Origin of the sequence: Tolypothrix sp. PCC 7601 (assembly GCF_025677855.1) — a bacterium.
GTDB lineage: Bacteria > Cyanobacteriota > Cyanobacteriia > Cyanobacteriales > Nostocaceae > Aulosira > Aulosira diplosiphon.
In genome coordinates this window covers 14,587-31,708 of record NZ_CP064879.1, presented here as the reverse complement: position 1 = coordinate 31,708, position 17,122 = coordinate 14,587, and the positions used below count along the sequence as shown (strand labels likewise).

The window sequence follows — 17,122 nt, the reverse complement described above, 5'->3', positions numbered from 1 at the left end:
AGAGGGCACGGCGTGCCCAGTGGTGTCAACTTAACGTGAAACCCACTCTTGTGCAAGGTTTTGCCCTCTCCCCCAGCCCCTCTCCCACGGGGAGAAGGGAGCCAGAGATTTAGTTCCCCTTCTCCTGCGGGAGAAGGGGTTAGGGGATGAGGGCGCGAGGTATTTGTACAACGCCCACCCTATATCGCTTTTAGCTTAAGTTGACACCAATGCGCCGTGCCTTGCCCCTACAATCTGTTGCATTCTTTGTTCAAATTGGTATTACTCAACAAAAAAAACCGAACAATAATTTTGGAGGGGGTTTGGGGGACGCAACCGTCACCCAATCGGGGGTTTGGGGGAGAATCCCCCAATTCTTCTGGCTTCTTTAATTAGTGATACCAAATCAAAAAATGTCTGCGACGCATCAATATATTCCAAAGGGCGCGGTACGCCGTGCACTCAGCGCTTCCGCAGACCGAAATTGACATACTCCCCAGCCTGAAGGCATGGGGATTCTAGCTTCAGACAGCGATTGCTGGCGTAGCCAGTCTGACATCACCTAAGCCAACAGTCGATGCCCCGACTGCACAAATATTGCGACTAGCGTTTTCGTCTCTTCCATTAACTGACTGACAGGAAGGACAACGCCACTCTCTAACTGACAAATCAAGACTTTCTAGAATATGTTTACAATTAGAGCATGTCTTGCTACTTGGATACCACTGGTCGATAAAGACAACCAGTTTATTCTTCTTCTTGGCAACCCATTCTAGGATTTGCAGAAACTCACCAAACGCTAAGTCTGATATTTGCCTGCCCCAAAGACGTTGCATTCCTTTGAGATTTAAAGTCTCAAAACAGAGAATATCGAACCTATCTGTTAGCTCATGAGCTAATTTCCAGAACCAATCACGCCGACGGTTGGAAATATCTTCATGCTTGCGTACTAAATTCTTTCTGGCTCGTTCTCTGTTAGATGAGCCTTTTAGCTTTTTGGAATGCCGCGAACTTGCTTTTTTTAATGGCGCTTAGGGATTGCTTGAAAAATTGGGGCGATTCAATTTTAGTGCCGTCTGAGCAAGTGAGGAATGTCTTTAACCCAAAATCAAAGCCAGCGATTTTACCCGTCTTAACTTCAACTTCTGAGCTACCCTCATCAACAACCAAAACCATAAATAACTCACCTAACGGGGTGCGTTTAATAGTTAGGGTTTTGACTGTTCCCTCAATTTCTCTGGACTTCCAAAACTGGTAAACTCGACTACCAATTTTTACCCTATTTCCACCCAAAAACTTATAACCTGCCTGCTTAAGGGTGAACGATTTGTATTTCTTGACCTTCTTAAATCCTGGTGGTCTTACTCCTTTGTTATTGTGTTTGAAAAACAATTGGTAAGCTTTCTCAATGCGTTGACAAATATCTTGTGCTGCTTGAGAACCTACTGATTGCCAAAAAGAATTACGCTTTCTTAATTTGGCGATATGAGCCTGAAGTTTTGCACAGTTTAAATGCTTGCCAAACATCCGGTAATACCTTTTATGTAGAGCAATGCAATGGTTATAAATCACTCCAGCAGCGTTGATTGTGCGCTTGAGGTGTCTATTCCTTTTGTGTTCGTACAATTTAAACTTCAGTGTTTTCATGCTAGTATTATACCATAAAACGACGGCAATATGACGGCATGAAGAAATTAACAGTTCGATGCTCTAATGAAGAGTATGAAACGCTTTTGAAATACTGCGAAGAAACAGATCGCACTCAAAATGACGTACTTAGAGAGATGATCCGGAAGTTGAAGAAAAGCCGTGCTAGAAGCACGGGGCTTTAGACCCAATTTTTTGGTAACTTTAATATTCCTTAATCAATGCTGTTAAAAATCTTCAGCAGGTCAATAAGAAAGTGATGGGTAATTGATAGTTGGGAAAACCCAATATCGATTACCCATTCCCCATTACCCATTACCAACAACTAGACTAACAGACATTAACCAGGCTTTGAACTATCAAGATTGGAAGTTTTAATTAAATTATTTCCCCGTCATTTCATTGCCATTTCAACAGCATAAATCTTAAGCAAAGCTTAAATAAAATTATTTTGTGACCAATTATACAGTATTTTCAATAGTTTAACTTTTTGCTATTAATATACTTACTATTTCTGGAGATCACTGTAAATAACGTGATATGAAGGTATTAGTGGCAGGGATCATTCCATCTCTAAATAGTGAGTAGGTCAAAAATAAACTTATATATCTAAAGTGAGATGATAACCAAGCACATAGACTAAGATAATAGTTATACAATAGCGTTAGTTTTTGCAATTTAAATTTCGTTTAAAGTAATTAGCCAAATATATAGGCTTTTTATTAAGTGGTGTGACGCAAATAAATGTATACGGGTAGAATTGGTAGTTTTTTTAAGTAGATTAGTTACAACTAAGGGTTTTTAAAATGCAGAGTATATACAAAATTTGTTGCCCCAACTGTGGCAGCGCGGCTGAACGTCACTATATTTTTGATAGTCAAATCACTCGCACACAATGCCCAACTTGCGACTACTTAATGATCAGTTGCACTCGTACTGGTAGAGTTATTGAGGCTTATGCCCCTGGTATTCACGCTAAAAGATAATATTTTTGATAATTCTACAGAACTCAGAAACTATGGATATCTAGCAAACCCACAATGATTCGTGAAATTATTTGTTATGCGGCGTAAGGGTTTCGTTAATTTAGAAAGAACTGCTTATTTACGCCGTGCTTTACTAAGATTATTGTTTTTTTGACTCTTGAGCGCTGCTAATTGCAATCTAGTGAAAAACTTGTGTAAAGCTTAGGGAGCAGAGTCAAACTCTCTTCTACCCATTATTGCTAAAAAGCTTTTTGCAAGTATGCCTTCCATTACCTACAATCGCACCAACAGTCAGCAGCCGGAAAGCATCATCCTGAAAGATTATGTTGTCCATCCGGGATTACACATTCTCAGCCACGAGCAGATAAGGTTGGTGCGTGAGCAAATACAGCAAGATAGCAAGCTGGAATCCCTGGTTAGTCAAGGTGTGATTAAATTGAGTGGCTGATACGCATCTGTATACACTTGATTAAGTTTGCATTATTGACACAGTGTTGATTCCTGCGTAAGCAAACGCGGAAATAGACAATACAAATTGTGGGGCGGTGATTCCAAATAATTACCGCCCTACAATTTCATCAATGTTTGATATTAGCTTTTATCAGCTTTTAATTTTGCATTATCTTGGACATCATGATTTACTAGCTCTCAATTGCCCACACGCAGCATCAGCATCTAAACCGCGAGAATAGCGCACACTAACCGCAATATTCTGTTGCTGAAGCACATTGAGGAAGGCTTGAATGCGATCGCTACTGGGGCGTTTATAATCTACTTCTTGAATAGGATTATAGGGAATTAAATTGACATGGCTTTGGAAACCCCGCAAGCATTTGGCTAATTGCAAAGCATGTTCTGGTAAGTCGTTGACACCAGCCAGCAGAATATATTCAAAAGTTACACGACGACCAGTAATTTCCACATATTCCCGACATTCTGCTAATAAATCTTCTAAAGGATAAGGGCGGGCGCTGGGTATCAGTTGTTCTCGCAGTGCTTGGTTAGGTGCGTGGAGACTGACAGCGAGAGTAATTTGGAGATGATGTTGGGCTAACTGACGAATGCGATCGCGAATACCCACTGTAGAAACAGTAAGCGATCGCTGTCCGATACCGACATCTTGATTGAGGGATTTCAGGGCTGCTAAGACATTCTCCGTATTTAACAACGGTTCGCCCAATCCCATGAATACTACATTACTTACCCGTTGCTGAAAATCTTCTTGTACAGTCAACACCTGATCGACAATTTCATGTCTGGCTAAGTTGCGCTTATAGCCGCCTTTCCCAGTAGCGCAGAAATCACAAGCCATCGGACAACCCACCTGAGTAGAGACACAGACTGTTAAGCGGGTTTTGGAAATTTCTCCCCCTTTACCAAAACTGGGAATCCCCACAGTTTCGATAATTTGTCCATCTGACAGTTGCAATAAATATTTAACTGTGCCGTCCCTTGCTTCCGAGCGGTAATGTATCTTGGAACGTCCAATGGGAATTTCTGCTAAATCCGCACGCCATTGCTTAGGAAAAACAGTGATATCAGCAAGCGATCGCACTCCTTTATGATAAATCCAATCATGCAGCTGCTTACCTCGATAACCAGGTTGTCCTTGCTGCTGTACCCAAGCAGTTAACTCGGTAACAGACGCACCTAGTAAAGGGGGAATATTTTCTAACTTTTCTGAGTTGGGTGAGTCAACCTGAGATACAAGCGGCGTAGCAGACATAAATTAATCAATCACAAATGGATGCTGAATCTCTATCCTACCGTTTATAGTTCAAATTGGTTATTGGTAATTGGTAATTGGTAATTGGTAATGGTTCATGATTGATAGGGTGAACGCTACCAAATCTTTCGTTACAACCCTAAGCTTTACTTCATCCTTCTTACACAATGGGAATTTGGATGCAAAATTCTGTTTCTTTGTTTGGCAAAGAGGTGCAGGTTAATTTACCTTGGTGCATTTCTATCACAATTTGATAACTTACAAATAAGCCAAGTCCAATTCCCTTACCCACAGTTTTGGTTGTAAAGAACGGATCGAAGATTTTTGCCATTACAGATTCAGGTATAGGCAAACCATTGTTTTTAATCCCAATATTCAGCCAAACTTCATCAATGATTTCTGTACTAATCCAAATTGTAGGCATTAAAAGTTGAGATTGGTTAATTGCCTCCAGTAAAGCATCAATAGCATTATTGATAATATTCATGAATACTTGATTCATCTGCGCCGGATAGCACTTGATCAGGGGAATTCTGCCATAATCCTTGATAATTTGAATTCCCATCATTCCCGAATTGTTTGTGAGGCGATGACGAAGTAATGTAATTGTGTGATCGATACCGACGTGAATATCAACATTTTTGATTTCTGCTTCATCCAACCGGGAAAAATTGCGTAACAATAATACAACTTCTCGAATGCGATCGCTACCTGCTTGCATCGATTGCAATAGCTTCGCTAAGTCTTGTTGAATAAATTCTAAATCAAAATATTTAATTGCTTCTTGAACATGTAGCGGCGTAACTGGATAAGCTTGCTGGTAAAGTTCTATTATTTGGAATAATGCTTCTGTATACTCTGATGCATAAGAGAGATTGGCATAAATAAAGTTAACTGGATTATTAATTTCGTGAGCAATCCCTGCTACTAATTGTCCCAGACTCGACATTTTTTCAGTTTGTACTAATTGAGCCTGAGTATATTTAAGTTTCTCTAGGGTTAATTTTAATTCATGGTTTGCTTGAATTAGCTCAGTATTGCGTTGTTCTACCCTAGCTTCCAGTTCTTCATTCGTTTGCTTCAGTAATACTTCTGCTTGCTTACGATCATTAATATGGATCAGTGAACCCGAGAATTCAGATTCATCACAAGGTTGAATTGACAGTTCTAGCCACACAATCACACCAGTTTGATGGTGAAAGCGGAGTTCTTGACAGACTTCTACTCCAGTTTGTAGCTTTTCTAAAGTTGCCTGCCATAAGTGCCGATCATTTGCGTCAATCAAATTGCTTAAAGGGCTACCAATGACATCTGCTACCTGATAGCCAAGGGTTTTAGTCCAAGCTTGGTTGAGGAATTTCACATTACCCAAGCGATCGCATTTAAACACAATTTCGCGCAGACTATTCACCAATTCTCGGTAACGCCGTTCCGATTCAGACAATTTCTCCATCAAACTGTACTGAATTTGGGTATGCAATTCATTGTTGAAATCTGACATTATGCTATGGTCAAACGCTGAAGTAATTTGGTGTGGTTGATGGTATCCGCGTACAAAGGGAAGACATGAGTATGATAAAATTCCTGCTCAAATACAGTGCGAGCAGAGGTGCAATCAGACAAAACTATTACCTGATAGCCTTTTTCATGAGCAGAACGACCTGTAGAATCGATACAAATTGAAGTCACAGCACCAGCCAAAACTACATGAGTAATCTCTTTTTCCTGAAGAATCTCTTCTAAATTTGTATTAATGAAAGCATTAAATCCTCGTTTTCCCGGAACTTCGAGAATGTTGCTACGAAATGGTAACAACTCATCAATCATCTGCGAACCCTTGAAACCAACTTGGAAAGCCCCAACATCTTTGATAGTTTTGAGAATTCCTACAGGTTCAATCAATTCCTGATAGTTTGGCGTAAAAAAAATTGGTGTTGCAATCAATAAAACTGGAGTCGCTAGCAAACATCGTACAAGCTCAACAGTGTTTTCTAGTACTTTGGTAGCTCTTGAAGATTCCTCAATTACATTATATAAAATCCCATCAGCCGCAAAGTAGTCATTTTGAAAACCAATCAAAAGTACAGCAGTACGTTGGGGTTGTATTGTATTTATCAGCATTTAGGATATACACACATTTCAGTAAATCGATGACTATAAATCACAACTATATTCAGAATAATAAAGCTTAGGGATAAAAATGAAAACCTATACCCTAATTCCTTTCTCAATTTGATACAGTTTGATTTAATCGCGCCTACTTACCTATATAGTCTTCCCATTTTCAGCGAGTTTATAACGATAAATTGATATACTTTACAGAGCATCAAAAAGCTGAAATTGCGTCTATGGAGTTAAAGCTACTGAAACCCAACAAATACAATAAAACTTTGCCTTGGGAAACTAAATCCCAGCGATAATTTTATATAGTCTTCCCCGTTTAAGTTAATTTCTAACAATAAGCAATGTAAGGCTAATCAAGTTGTAGGGTGCGTTAGCGGCGAGAGTACAGCACCTATAACAAAATACAGTTCAGTTAAGAAAATTAATTGATCACAAAACTAAAAACTAGTTACTCAAGAAAAAACAGAACAATAATTTTGGAGGGGGTTTGGGGGACGCAACCGTCACCCAATCGGGGGTTTGGGGGAGAATCCCCCAATTCTTCTGGCTTCTTGAATAACTGACAAATCAATCGCTAATGAGCTTAACCCAAGCGTATTGATCTATAATAATGCTTTCCGTGCGTGCGCTACGGCTTACACCTAAAGCACGCTACAAAAAATTTCAATTTAGTTTCTTACCAACCATTACCCATCAAAATAAATGGGGCCCAATAATATGGATGTGTAAAGTTAGTAAGATTTCTTTTTGGTGTTGTAGGTGCGCCTGGTACTGCTTCCACATTAATCGCCCCTCGTTCAACATTGCTATTTGCAGAATTATTACTACTCAACAAACTAAGTTGCGCTTGACGTAAAGCCTGGGCTTTTGTTGGGTGGCTATCTTTCGCTAAGTTTGCATAAAATTGTTGCATTAGTAAACTAGTGCTAGCATCATCCACCAGCCATAAAGAAGCCATAACAGCCTTCGCACGACGGTTGAGAAAATAAAAGCTGACACCAGGAATCTCTAACCCGTCTTTTGCTGTTTCACCTAATGCAGTTTCACAAGCAGAAAGCACTACCAAATGTACATCACTTAAATCTTCCAAATTATCAATTTTGGGAATTGGCAATTTTTCCCCAGTCCCTAAGACTAAATAAGAATCATCTTGTTTTCCTGGGACAAATACGCCATGTGTAGCGATGTGCAAAATATTATGCCCTTTCAGATTATCACGTAAAGTCCGATAATCAAATGCCTGATTGAGATATTCTTGACCAGGATAAATCCCATTTTTATCACTTGGTTTTTGGCGAATAATTGCGTCTAGTTCTGCGGGAACATTAGGTAAAGCATTAAATCCGGGGACAGCCTTAGATAAACCTAAGCCTAAAACTTTGGTATTAGCGGTTCCAGCCGGAAGGCGCGAATCTGTATCTGTTAAACCAGCCGAGAGGACTGTAGAAATATTATAGTTTTCTACTAGATATTGCTTACCATCAAATAACGCGCTGATGGGTATATAACGTGCCGCACGATCCAAAGAGAAGACCAGATTTTCAATTTTATTAGCTTTTAATTCTGGTTCTACTGGTTTAATTAACCAATCATAGAGTTGCTTCCCAGTTGCTTTCACTTCATTAATATCAGAACTAGGATTTTGCAGCAACTTGCGGAATTTATTCACCGTTTCTCTAATTTTTGGCTCACCTACAGAGACTTCTACACTTTTAACCACACCTCCTTTCGATACCCACAACAACCAAGTTTTATCTTCTACCACAAACACATTCATTAACACTGTTCCTGGTTGCGATTCGACAATTTTCTTGCCTATACTTCTGAGGTCTTGGGTATCAAGATTACCTCGGTCTTTCGAGAGGCGATCGCGCACATTTTTCTCTAAGTTTTGAATCTTTTGATTAAACTCTGAAATTAAGGCATCTCGTTCATCTGCTAATTTAGTTTTCTCTACGCAATTATTTTTTTGACATTCATCAAATTTTTGTCCAAAAGCAATCAAACTCCCATAATTTTTTATGAGCTTGGTTTCAGCAGGAGTTTGACCCATTGGCTTAGGAAGATTCGCGACTCTATTATTATTCGTAAATTCGCTTAATTCTTGTACCTTTAACAGTTCTAAAACTTGGCTAGCTTCTAAACTGCGATTTTGAGACAGTAATAAGTTAGCATATTCACGATAAATGTCAGCAATATTCGTCCGATCTGCATCTTGCACAGACTGCAGAAAAGATGTTTGTAAGTCTTTTGAAAGTCCCCGATTTTTCTCCCTAACTTTCTCAATATCATTAATTGCTTTTTGATAATAAGCAATCGCCGTTGTTTGTTGCTTTAAATCTCGGTAAATTCTCGCTAAACCTGCATATAATATAGCTCGATTGCCAGAATAATTTAATTTATCTGCAATAGTAGTAGCTTGGTTATAGGCATCAATTCCTTGCTGGTATTGTTTCGCCTTTCGATAAAAGCCGCCTAAATATATCAGCATTTGCGCTTCTGATTTTGCATCTTGAGCATTTCTGGCTATTTGTACACTTTTTTGAATGTAATCCAGGGCTTTTTGGTGATCATTCAATCCCCCATATCCAATTCCTAAAAATAGATTGTTCAACATCAAAAATTGTTGTTGATAATAGGGAATGTTGATACTAGGGACTAAATTTAAACCTTCTTGAGATGAAGCAATAGTCTTTTGATAGTCTCCCTGAATAAACTGGTTAAAAGTCCAATACAACAGAGATGTGGCTTCAATTATAGGAATTTGCTTAATCTTGCGGGCAATATTTAATGCTTCTTGAGATAATTCGCTAGATTTTTGGTAATTTCCTAAACTGATATAGGTGCTAGATAATGTTAATAAAGGTTTAACTGTTGCAGCCGGATTCTGGCTTTTTTTAGCAAGTTCTAAACTTTTAGCAGCAAACTCAATGGTTTTTTGATATTCATCTACATTACTGTAAATCTCCGCGATCGCATTCAAAGCATCTGACTCAATCTCTGGATTTTTGATGTTTTTAGCAATTGTCAAAGCTTGCTCGGCTAATTCCAAAACCTGGCGATGTTCTGCATCAGTTACAGCTAAAGATTTAGAAGCACTAGCTAGAATTAGCAATCCATTAGCCTCATACTCTGGATTTTTCAGTTCCCGCGATATTTGTATAGTTTGTTGTGCCAATGGAATCGCTTTATTGTATTCTCCAGAAATATCGTGTGATTTTGCTAGTAACCACAAAATACCCATTTCTGATAATTTCTTAAAATCTGCCAATGAATTACTTTGTTGCTGTCCAGAAATATTAGCTAGTATTGTCCACTCATCTTCATTGAGATTGCGTACAGACGACAGCAACTGTTCCCCAAGCTGGATAATTTTAGGATAGTCAGCTATCGCATCATAAGTTTGAATTAGTTGTACCATTACTGCTAACTGCAGCGTTTTTTGTAGTAATTCTGGTTTAATAGAGGAAGCATTAATACCAGATAAGCTGATTAATAACTGACTATCATCACTATTAAGTTTATTGCTTTGAAAAAACTCGAGTACCTGCTGCCCAAGTTCAATAGCTTTTTGGTATTGTTTTTGCTCGGTCAATACAGCTATTTGACTGTAAGCTTGAAAAGCTACTACATATTTAATTACATTGCCAAAATTAGTAGCTAATTGCTGCTGATATTCTTGTAATTTGGCAGTATTACCTTGAGCCTTATAAGCTTCCAATAACTGAATTAAAGACTGCAACTGCAACTCACGACTTTTAATATCTTGGGCGATTTGCCAACTCTGGGGTAAAAACTCCAGTGCTTTGTCATATTTCTTGAGGCTGTTATATACCACACCTAAATTCAGCAGACTTCTAGCTTCTAAATCTCGGTGATTAATTTGCCTTGCAATTACCAAACTTTGCTCGTAAGCAGCAATAGATTTGCTACTATCTTTTTTGGCAGCATAAACATCGCCTAATTTTTGTAGAGTTTGACCTTGTCCCGCCAAATCTTTAATTTGTTGATAGATATTTAATGCTTGTTGTAAAGACTGCAATGCAGCATCTAGCTGTTTAGTATTCGCTTGTTTAATACCTTGCTGTAACAGCAGATTAGCTTGGGCTTGGCGCTGGTTCGTGGTTGTGGATTGGGCTAAAGTATTTTTGAGCGATGGACGGTTATTAGCTGCTGCTGCGATCGGGCAAATTAAAGAAAGTATTAAAGTAAAGACGGTAAGAGATTTAACATGGTGTTTCATGGCAATTCCTTAAATAGCAGTAATATAAATTGCGCCCTCAATCATCTATATCTCACAGACGGGGAGAACATATGCAAAAATTTGAGCGTCGAGCCATACAGTGAGATCAGCGCTGAATTTAACTATTGGGGGATGTGAGGAATGTCAAATCTTGTGAAGCGAAAAGTCCGCGATCGCCAATTCAAACGCCGACCTTTAGGTTTACTCTTGGTAGTATTGGCCTGGAGTTTAGCTATGGGTTGGTTGTTAGCCTTAGCTAGCAACGTCCAAGGTGCTACCCCAACATCACAAGTCGGTACAGTTGACGTAGTACCTCAACAATACCAACTTGGGCAAGAATTATATGTAGAAAACTGCTCAACTTGTCACATCCCCATACCACCAGAAGTTTTACCCACTCAAACTTGGAAAAACCTCCTCCAAGACTCGCAACACTACGGCGCACAGCTACAGCCTTTAATCGATCCACCCCGCATTTTAGTCTGGCGGTATCTGCAAACTTTTTCCCGTCCGCAACGCAAAGACGAAGAAACACCCTATCGCGTCAACAATTCACGTTATTTTAAAGCTTTGCATCCTAAAGTCAAGTTACAACGTCCTGTGCAAATTAATAGCTGTGTTAGCTGTCACCCCAGCGCCGCAGATTTCAATTTCCGTCAGTTGAGTCCAGAAATGGAGAATTCGCCGTGAGGGATTGGGGATAGGGGAAATAATTGTTGAGTAAAGACGCGATGAATCGCGTCTCTACAAGGCTTGACTCTGGGCTGGATTTAGGCGTGTTAGGATCTGCAACAAAAATAAGGTGGCTTGGCAGATGAAAGCGATCGAAGTGACTGGTAAGATTGACGCTCAAGGCAACCTGATTCTAGATGAGCCAATTCACGGAACAACCTATCCTCATCAGGTGCGGGTAATTGTATTGGTTCCAGAACCAGCAGAAACAGAAGAACTTGACCCAGATGATACACCAGTTGAGGAAATTAAAGCTAGCTTGAGGAGAGCCTTAAAGCAAGCAAAAATGGGACAAACTCGACCAATTAGCGAGTTATGGGACAGAATTGATGCAGAGTGATAACACGGTTTCAATTCGATTTGCTGATGAGTTTGAGGAGAAACTCTACAGACTCTCAAAAAGATTTCGCAATATTCGCTCTGATGTTCAACCCATTATCGAGCAATTACAACAAGGAAATATTGTAGGAGACAGGATTAGCGGTCTGGGTGAGGAGTATATTGTTTACAAGGTGAGAGTTCGCAACAGTAATATTCAAAAAGGTAAAAGCGGTGGATACCGCCTCATCTATCAACTTGAGTCACCCACAAGTATTTTGCTATTAACGATTTATTCCAAATCCGACCAAGAAGACATTGCTGCAAATGAAATCCGCAATATTCTAGCTGATTTTGATAGTGAGGAAGGATGAGGAGATGAAGAAGACAAGGGGACAAGGAGACAAAGGGAGAAAAGTAATTACCAATTACCCAATCCCCAGTCCCCAGTCCCCAACCCCCAACATGGGTGAAATCGCTACTTGAGCATGGTGGGCGTTCTCTGCCCCAGTCAGGGGTGAAATGATACTATTAATAGAGTCCAAACAATAAGATATGAAATAAAACCAATCATTTAGTAAACTGATTGGCCAGCGTTTTTGCTGTTTGTGAGTTAACTCTCATTTCATACCCATCAACAACCAAAATCGCTGGGTTGGGTTAAATTTTTATAATCTATTGCCGAAACTTTAATTCCCATCCCCCTCTATTTAGTGCCATAACCTGCCATGCTAAAAACTTTGTTGGGCGATCCCAACGCTCGTAAACTTAAAAAATACCAACCTTACATTACGGAAATTAACCTCTTAGAGGAAGATATTAAAGCGCTTTCCGATGAGGATTTAAAAGGCAAAACAGGCGAGTTTAGACAGCGGCTTGCCAAAGGGGAAACCCTTGATGATATTCTGCCAGAAGCTTTTGCCGTGGTTCGGGAAGCAGGACGGCGAGTTTTAGGCCTGCGGCACTTTGATGTGCAAATGTTGGGTGGTATTATTTTACACAGTGGGCAAATCGCGGAAATGAAGACTGGGGAAGGTAAAACCCTGGTGGCGACTTTGCCAAGTTATTTAAATGCACTGACTGGTAAAGGTGTACATGTTATTACCGTGAACGATTACCTGGCGCGTCGGGACGCGGAATGGATGGGTCAGGTGCATCGCTTCCTGGGATTGAGTGTAGGTCTAATTCAGGCGAACATGATTCCCAGTGAGCGTCAGAAAAATTATGACTGTGATATTACTTATGTCACTAATAGTGAGATAGGTTTTGATTACCTCCGGGATAATATGGCCACGTCAATGGCAGATGTGGTGCAGCGCCCATTCAATTACTGCGTTATCGACGAAGTAGACTCGATTTTAGTAGATGAAGCGCGGACACCGCTAATTATTTCTGGACAGGTGGAAAGACCTACCGAGAAATATTTACGAGCAGCTGAAATCTCCTTTGCTCTCAAAAAAGATGAGCATTATGAGGTAGATGAAAAAGCGCGGAACGTACTGTTGACTGATGAGGGCTTTGCGGAAGCCGAAAACCTGTTGGGTGTAACCGATTTATTTGACCCAGAAGACCCTTGGGCGCACTTTGTATTTAATGCGATTAAAGCCAAAGAACTGTTCCTGAAGGATGTCAACTATATCGTCCGCAATGACGAAGTAGTGATTGTTGATGAATTTACCGGACGGGTGCTTCCGGGAAGACGTTGGAGTGACGGTCTGCACCAAGCTATTGAAGCTAAAGAACATGTAGAAATTCAGCCAGAAACTCAAACTTTGGCAACAATTACCTATCAAAACCTGTTCTTGCTGTATCCCAAGTTGGGAGGAATGACCGGAACAGCCAAGACAGAAGAAGCTGAGTTTGAAAAAATCTACAAGCTGGAAGTCACCATTATTCCTACCAACCGGATCAGAAGACGGCAAGATTTGTCTGACATGGTCTTTAAGACAGAACCAGGCAAATGGCAAGCGATCGCCCGCGAATGTGGAGAAATGCACGAACTGGGTAGGCCTGTATTAGTTGGCACCACCAGCGTCGAAAAATCTGAGTATCTCAGCCAACTGCTGAAGCAGATGGAAATCCCCCACGAGTTACTCAACGCACGCCCCGAAAACGTGGAACGGGAAGCGGAAATTGTGGCTCAGGCAGGACGCAGAGGTGCTGTAACTATCGCCACTAACATGGCTGGTAGAGGTACAGATATCATCCTGGGTGGTAACTCCGAATACATGGCCCGACTGAAGCTGCGGGAATATTTTATGCCCCGGATTGTGCAGCCAGAAGATGAAGACACCTTTGGCGTACAAAGAGCATCTGGTTTACCCACAGGAAGCGGTGGCGGACAAGGCTTTGTCCCTGGGAAAAAAGTCAAAACTTGGCGCGCTTCTCCAGAAATTTTCCCCACTCAGCTATCCAAAGAAGCTGAACAGCAATTAAAAGAAGCTGTCGATTTAGCGGTGCGGGAATATGGCGATCGCAGTTTACCCGAATTAGAAGCCGAAGAAAAAGTAGCTGTCGCCGCCGAAAAAGCCCCCATTGATGACCCTGTAATTCAAAAATTGCGGGCTGCTTACAACCTTGTGAAGCACGAATACGAACAATTCACTAACCGCGAACATGAAGAAGTGGTGGAATTAGGTGGATTGCACGTAATTGGTACAGAACGTCACGAATCCCGCCGCATCGACAACCAATTGCGCGGACGTGCAGGTAGACAAGGTGACCCTGGTTCCACCAGATTCTTCCTCAGTTTAGAAGATAACTTACTGCGGATTTTTGGTGGCGATCGCGTTGCGGGTTTAATGAATGCCTTCAACGTCGAAGAAGATATGCCCATTGAATCTGGGATGCTGACTCGCAGTTTGGAAGGCGCACAGAAAAAAGTCGAAACCTACTACTACGATATCCGGAAGCAGGTATTTGAGTACGACGAAGTGATGAACAACCAACGTCGCGCCATCTACGCCGAACGCCGCCGGGTGCTAGAAGGTCAAGACCTGAAAGAACAGGTGATCACCTACGCCGAAAAAACAATGAGCGAAATCGTTGACTATTACATCAACGTCGATTTGCCCTCAGAAGAGTGGGAATTAGAAAAGTTGGTGGATAAAGTCAAGGAATTTGTCTATTTGTTAGGAGATATGCAGCCAAATCAGTTAGAAGATATGGCGGTAAATGAAATTAAAGCCTTCCTCCACGAACAGGTAAGAATTGCCTACGACCTCAAAGAAGCACAAATTGACCAAATTCAGCCAGGATTAATGCGTCAAGCCGAACGCTTCTTTATTTTGCAACGCATTGATACCCTGTGGCGGGAACACCTGCAACAAATGGATGCGCTGCGCGAATCTGTAGGATTGCGTGGTTATGGGCAAAAAGACCCATTAATTGAGTACAAGAGCGAAGGTTATGAACTCTTCTTGGATATGATGGTCAACATCCGCCGAGATGTGGTTTACTCCTTGTTCATGTTCCAGCCGCAGCCGCAACCTGTAGTGCAAACATCATCGGAGATGGTGTAGTCGGTTAATAAAATATTTCACGCAAAGACGCAAAGGCGCTAAGATGGCTTTGCGTCTTTTGTTTTGGCGGACATCACCATCAGCTTACATTCAGTATTCAAAATGTTCGCTACTCATTAGTTGCTAAATTTTCTCTTACCCATTCTCGAAACAAACGAATCAGAGCATTTTCTTTAGTCGTTTTCTTCAAATTTAAAAATCTTTCAATCTCTGATGAAGTGAGTAATGGAAAAGCGATACTACGACTACAATTTTGATATTGCTGATTTTCTAAGTGATATATGATTAAATTTTGTCCATCATAGCGCCATACTTCAGGTACACCTAGATCTGCATAAATATCCAGTCGATTAATTGAACTACTAGTAATATCAACTTCAATCGCTAAATCTGGTGGTGGATCTTGACTCAAATCAATTTGTTCTTTGTCCCAGACAGCCTGTTCATTTTGAATATAGTAACATTGGTCTGGTTCTAATCCTCTTCCCAAATCTTCGCGATCGCAGGTTCTCGACCCCAAACTCCGAATTTCAATTTCTAACTCTTCGCTTAAGGCTTCAACTAAACGCCCTAGCAGTTTTCTGTAAGTTTCATGGGGGTCTAACGGCATTCTGATTTCTAATAAACCCCGGTCATAGGTTAACCGCATCGCTGGCTGTTGCTCAAAGTCTTTGACTAAAAACTGATAAGTCTGCCAGCTAATATTACGGAGTATCACCCGATCAGGACTCTGAATTAATGTTGCCGTCATGGGTAAAGTGGGGTAGCTAGTGAACAATGTCCTTTTATTGATTGTAGTGCTTCCACGCTGTACCAGACGGCAAATTTATGCCCTAAGCGATAATACTGACTTTGCCTGTATCTAAATCGTAACGACCTCCCACAATTTTGAGTTTGCCGGATTGTAAACTTGCAGTTAAAAGACGCGATCGCTTTAAGCGTTCAATTTGATATTGCACATTGGCGACGACAGCGTTCTCCACTGGATCACCTGGCTGATTTTTCACTCTGGCGACGGCTGGCTTAATGGCTTTGACAAAGGTACTAATATCACCTAGTAGTACTTCGTTTTGCACGGCGGCGGTGACGGCTCCGCAACGCTCATGGCCCAGTACCATCAGTAAGGGTGAGCCTAACAGGGTTACAGCATATTCAATACTGCCACGGGCTTCTGGTGTGGCAATATTCCCCGCAATCCGAATATCAAAGATATCTCCGACACCTTGATCGAACAGAATTTCTACTGGTACTCGTGAATCTGCACAAGTGAGGATGGTTGCAAAGGGATATTGTGCTTGCGCTACTTCCTGCAAGCGCGCTGCTGATTGATCGGGGTATTGGGGTTGATGTTCGACAAACCGTTGATTCCCCTCAAGTAGCTTTTGCAATGCTTCATCGGGGCTGAGGGGTTGAGGCTTTTCTGCAGCTTGAGCCTGTGGAACTCGCCACAGTAAATCACTGGTAGATACCATCATCCCTAATGCACCAGTGATTCCTAACCTCAATATGTCACGACGTTGTAGAGAATGTTTCATAACGATGCAACACATTTCATAGAGCGAATTTCCATGACATCGGAGATGTAACAAGTACCACCAAACTTGTTAAGCAGTGGTCTAATATTTTCCACCACAGGCTTGATTTGCTCTGGCATACAAAAGGCGATGATATAGACATTATCAAGCATCGTCATATCTAAATCTTCGGCTGTACCTCGTAATCCTTTACCCGCAACTCCTCGGATAACAATGTGTCCATGTACGCCTGATTTGTCCAAACTATCTAATATTTTGGCCAGTTCAAAGGAGTTAGCGATAATTTCTATTTTTTTAACTAGGTGCATATT

Annotated in this window: 14 protein-coding genes and 1 pseudogene; 7 read left to right on the top strand and 8 right to left on the bottom strand. The window is 40.9% G+C overall.

Going from position 1 to position 17,122, the window contains the following annotated elements:
- Positions 1–503 precede the first annotated feature (503 nt).
- A pseudogene (locus HG267_RS00130) lies at positions 504–1,626 on the bottom strand (RNA-guided endonuclease InsQ/TnpB family protein).
- Between the two features lie 38 nt (positions 1,627–1,664).
- Between HG267_RS00130 and HG267_RS00125 the strand changes: the two are divergent.
- From HG267_RS00125 to HG267_RS00115, 3 genes are all read left to right on the top strand, one after another.
- Positions 1,665–1,811, top strand: a complete 147-nt coding sequence (locus HG267_RS00125) for a ribbon-helix-helix protein, CopG family (protein ID WP_045868487.1) — start codon at positions 1,665–1,667, stop codon at positions 1,809–1,811.
- Positions 1,812–2,432: 621 nt separating this feature from the next.
- Complete coding sequence (locus HG267_RS00120) at positions 2,433–2,612, top strand: replication restart DNA helicase PriA (RefSeq protein ID WP_071989495.1); 180 nt, start codon at positions 2,433–2,435, stop codon at positions 2,610–2,612.
- Positions 2,613–2,871: 259 nt separating this feature from the next.
- The gene (locus tag HG267_RS00115) at positions 2,872–3,060 is read left to right on the top strand and encodes a hypothetical protein (RefSeq protein WP_045874614.1); all 189 of its coding nucleotides are present in this window, start codon (positions 2,872–2,874) and stop codon (positions 3,058–3,060) included.
- Between the two features lie 183 nt (positions 3,061–3,243).
- Here the strand turns inward: HG267_RS00115 and rlmN are convergent, their stop codons facing one another.
- From rlmN to HG267_RS00095, 4 genes are all read right to left on the bottom strand, one after another.
- Positions 3,244–4,338, bottom strand: a complete 1,095-nt coding sequence (gene rlmN / locus HG267_RS00110; RefSeq protein ID WP_045874613.1) for a 23S rRNA (adenine(2503)-C(2))-methyltransferase RlmN — start codon at positions 4,336–4,338, stop codon at positions 3,244–3,246.
- Between the two features lie 160 nt (positions 4,339–4,498).
- Complete coding sequence (locus HG267_RS00105) at positions 4,499–5,839, bottom strand: ATP-binding protein (RefSeq protein ID WP_052335459.1); 1,341 nt, start codon at positions 5,837–5,839, stop codon at positions 4,499–4,501.
- Positions 5,839–6,459: a cysteine hydrolase family protein gene (locus tag HG267_RS00100; protein ID WP_045874612.1), complete on the bottom strand. Its 621-nt coding sequence runs from the start codon at positions 6,457–6,459 to the stop codon at positions 5,839–5,841. The genes HG267_RS00105 and HG267_RS00100 overlap by 1 nt, the downstream gene beginning before the upstream one ends.
- 679 nt (positions 6,460–7,138) lie before the next feature.
- On the bottom strand, positions 7,139–10,705 hold the full coding sequence (locus HG267_RS00095; RefSeq protein ID WP_096621646.1) for a CHAT domain-containing protein: 3,567 nt from the start codon (positions 10,703–10,705) through the stop codon (positions 7,139–7,141).
- Positions 10,706–10,846: 141 nt separating this feature from the next.
- Between HG267_RS00095 and HG267_RS00090 the strand changes: the two genes are divergently transcribed.
- From HG267_RS00090 to secA, 4 genes are all read left to right on the top strand, one after another.
- Positions 10,847–11,395 carry a diheme cytochrome c gene (locus tag HG267_RS00090; protein WP_096621648.1) on the top strand — a complete coding sequence of 183 codons (549 nt, stop codon included), beginning with the start codon at positions 10,847–10,849 and terminating at the stop codon, positions 11,393–11,395.
- A gap of 124 nt (positions 11,396–11,519) precedes the next feature.
- On the top strand, positions 11,520–11,777 hold the full coding sequence (locus HG267_RS00085) for a hypothetical protein (protein ID WP_045874651.1): 258 nt from the start codon (positions 11,520–11,522) through the stop codon (positions 11,775–11,777).
- Entirely contained in the window at positions 11,767–12,129 is a 363-nt protein-coding gene (locus HG267_RS00080; protein ID WP_045874609.1) for a type II toxin-antitoxin system RelE family toxin, read from the top strand. The genes HG267_RS00085 and HG267_RS00080 overlap by 11 nt, the downstream gene beginning before the upstream one ends.
- A 354-nt stretch (positions 12,130–12,483) precedes the next feature.
- Entirely contained in the window at positions 12,484–15,276 is a 2,793-nt protein-coding gene (secA, locus tag HG267_RS00075) for a preprotein translocase subunit SecA (RefSeq protein ID WP_045874608.1), read from the top strand.
- 109 nt (positions 15,277–15,385) lie between these two features.
- Here the strand turns inward: secA and HG267_RS00070 are convergent, their stop codons facing one another.
- The 3 genes from HG267_RS00070 to HG267_RS00060 form a co-directional block, all read right to left on the bottom strand.
- Positions 15,386–16,027: a Uma2 family endonuclease gene (locus HG267_RS00070; protein ID WP_045874607.1), complete on the bottom strand. Its 642-nt coding sequence runs from the start codon at positions 16,025–16,027 to the stop codon at positions 15,386–15,388.
- A gap of 82 nt (positions 16,028–16,109) precedes the next feature.
- Positions 16,110–16,811: a carbonic anhydrase gene (locus HG267_RS00065; RefSeq protein ID WP_045874606.1), complete on the bottom strand. Its 702-nt coding sequence runs from the start codon at positions 16,809–16,811 to the stop codon at positions 16,110–16,112.
- On the bottom strand, positions 16,808–17,119 hold the full coding sequence (locus HG267_RS00060; RefSeq protein ID WP_045874605.1) for a P-II family nitrogen regulator: 312 nt from the start codon (positions 17,117–17,119) through the stop codon (positions 16,808–16,810). Before HG267_RS00060 ends, HG267_RS00065 begins: the two co-directional genes overlap by 4 nt.
- Positions 17,120–17,122 lie beyond the last annotated feature (3 nt).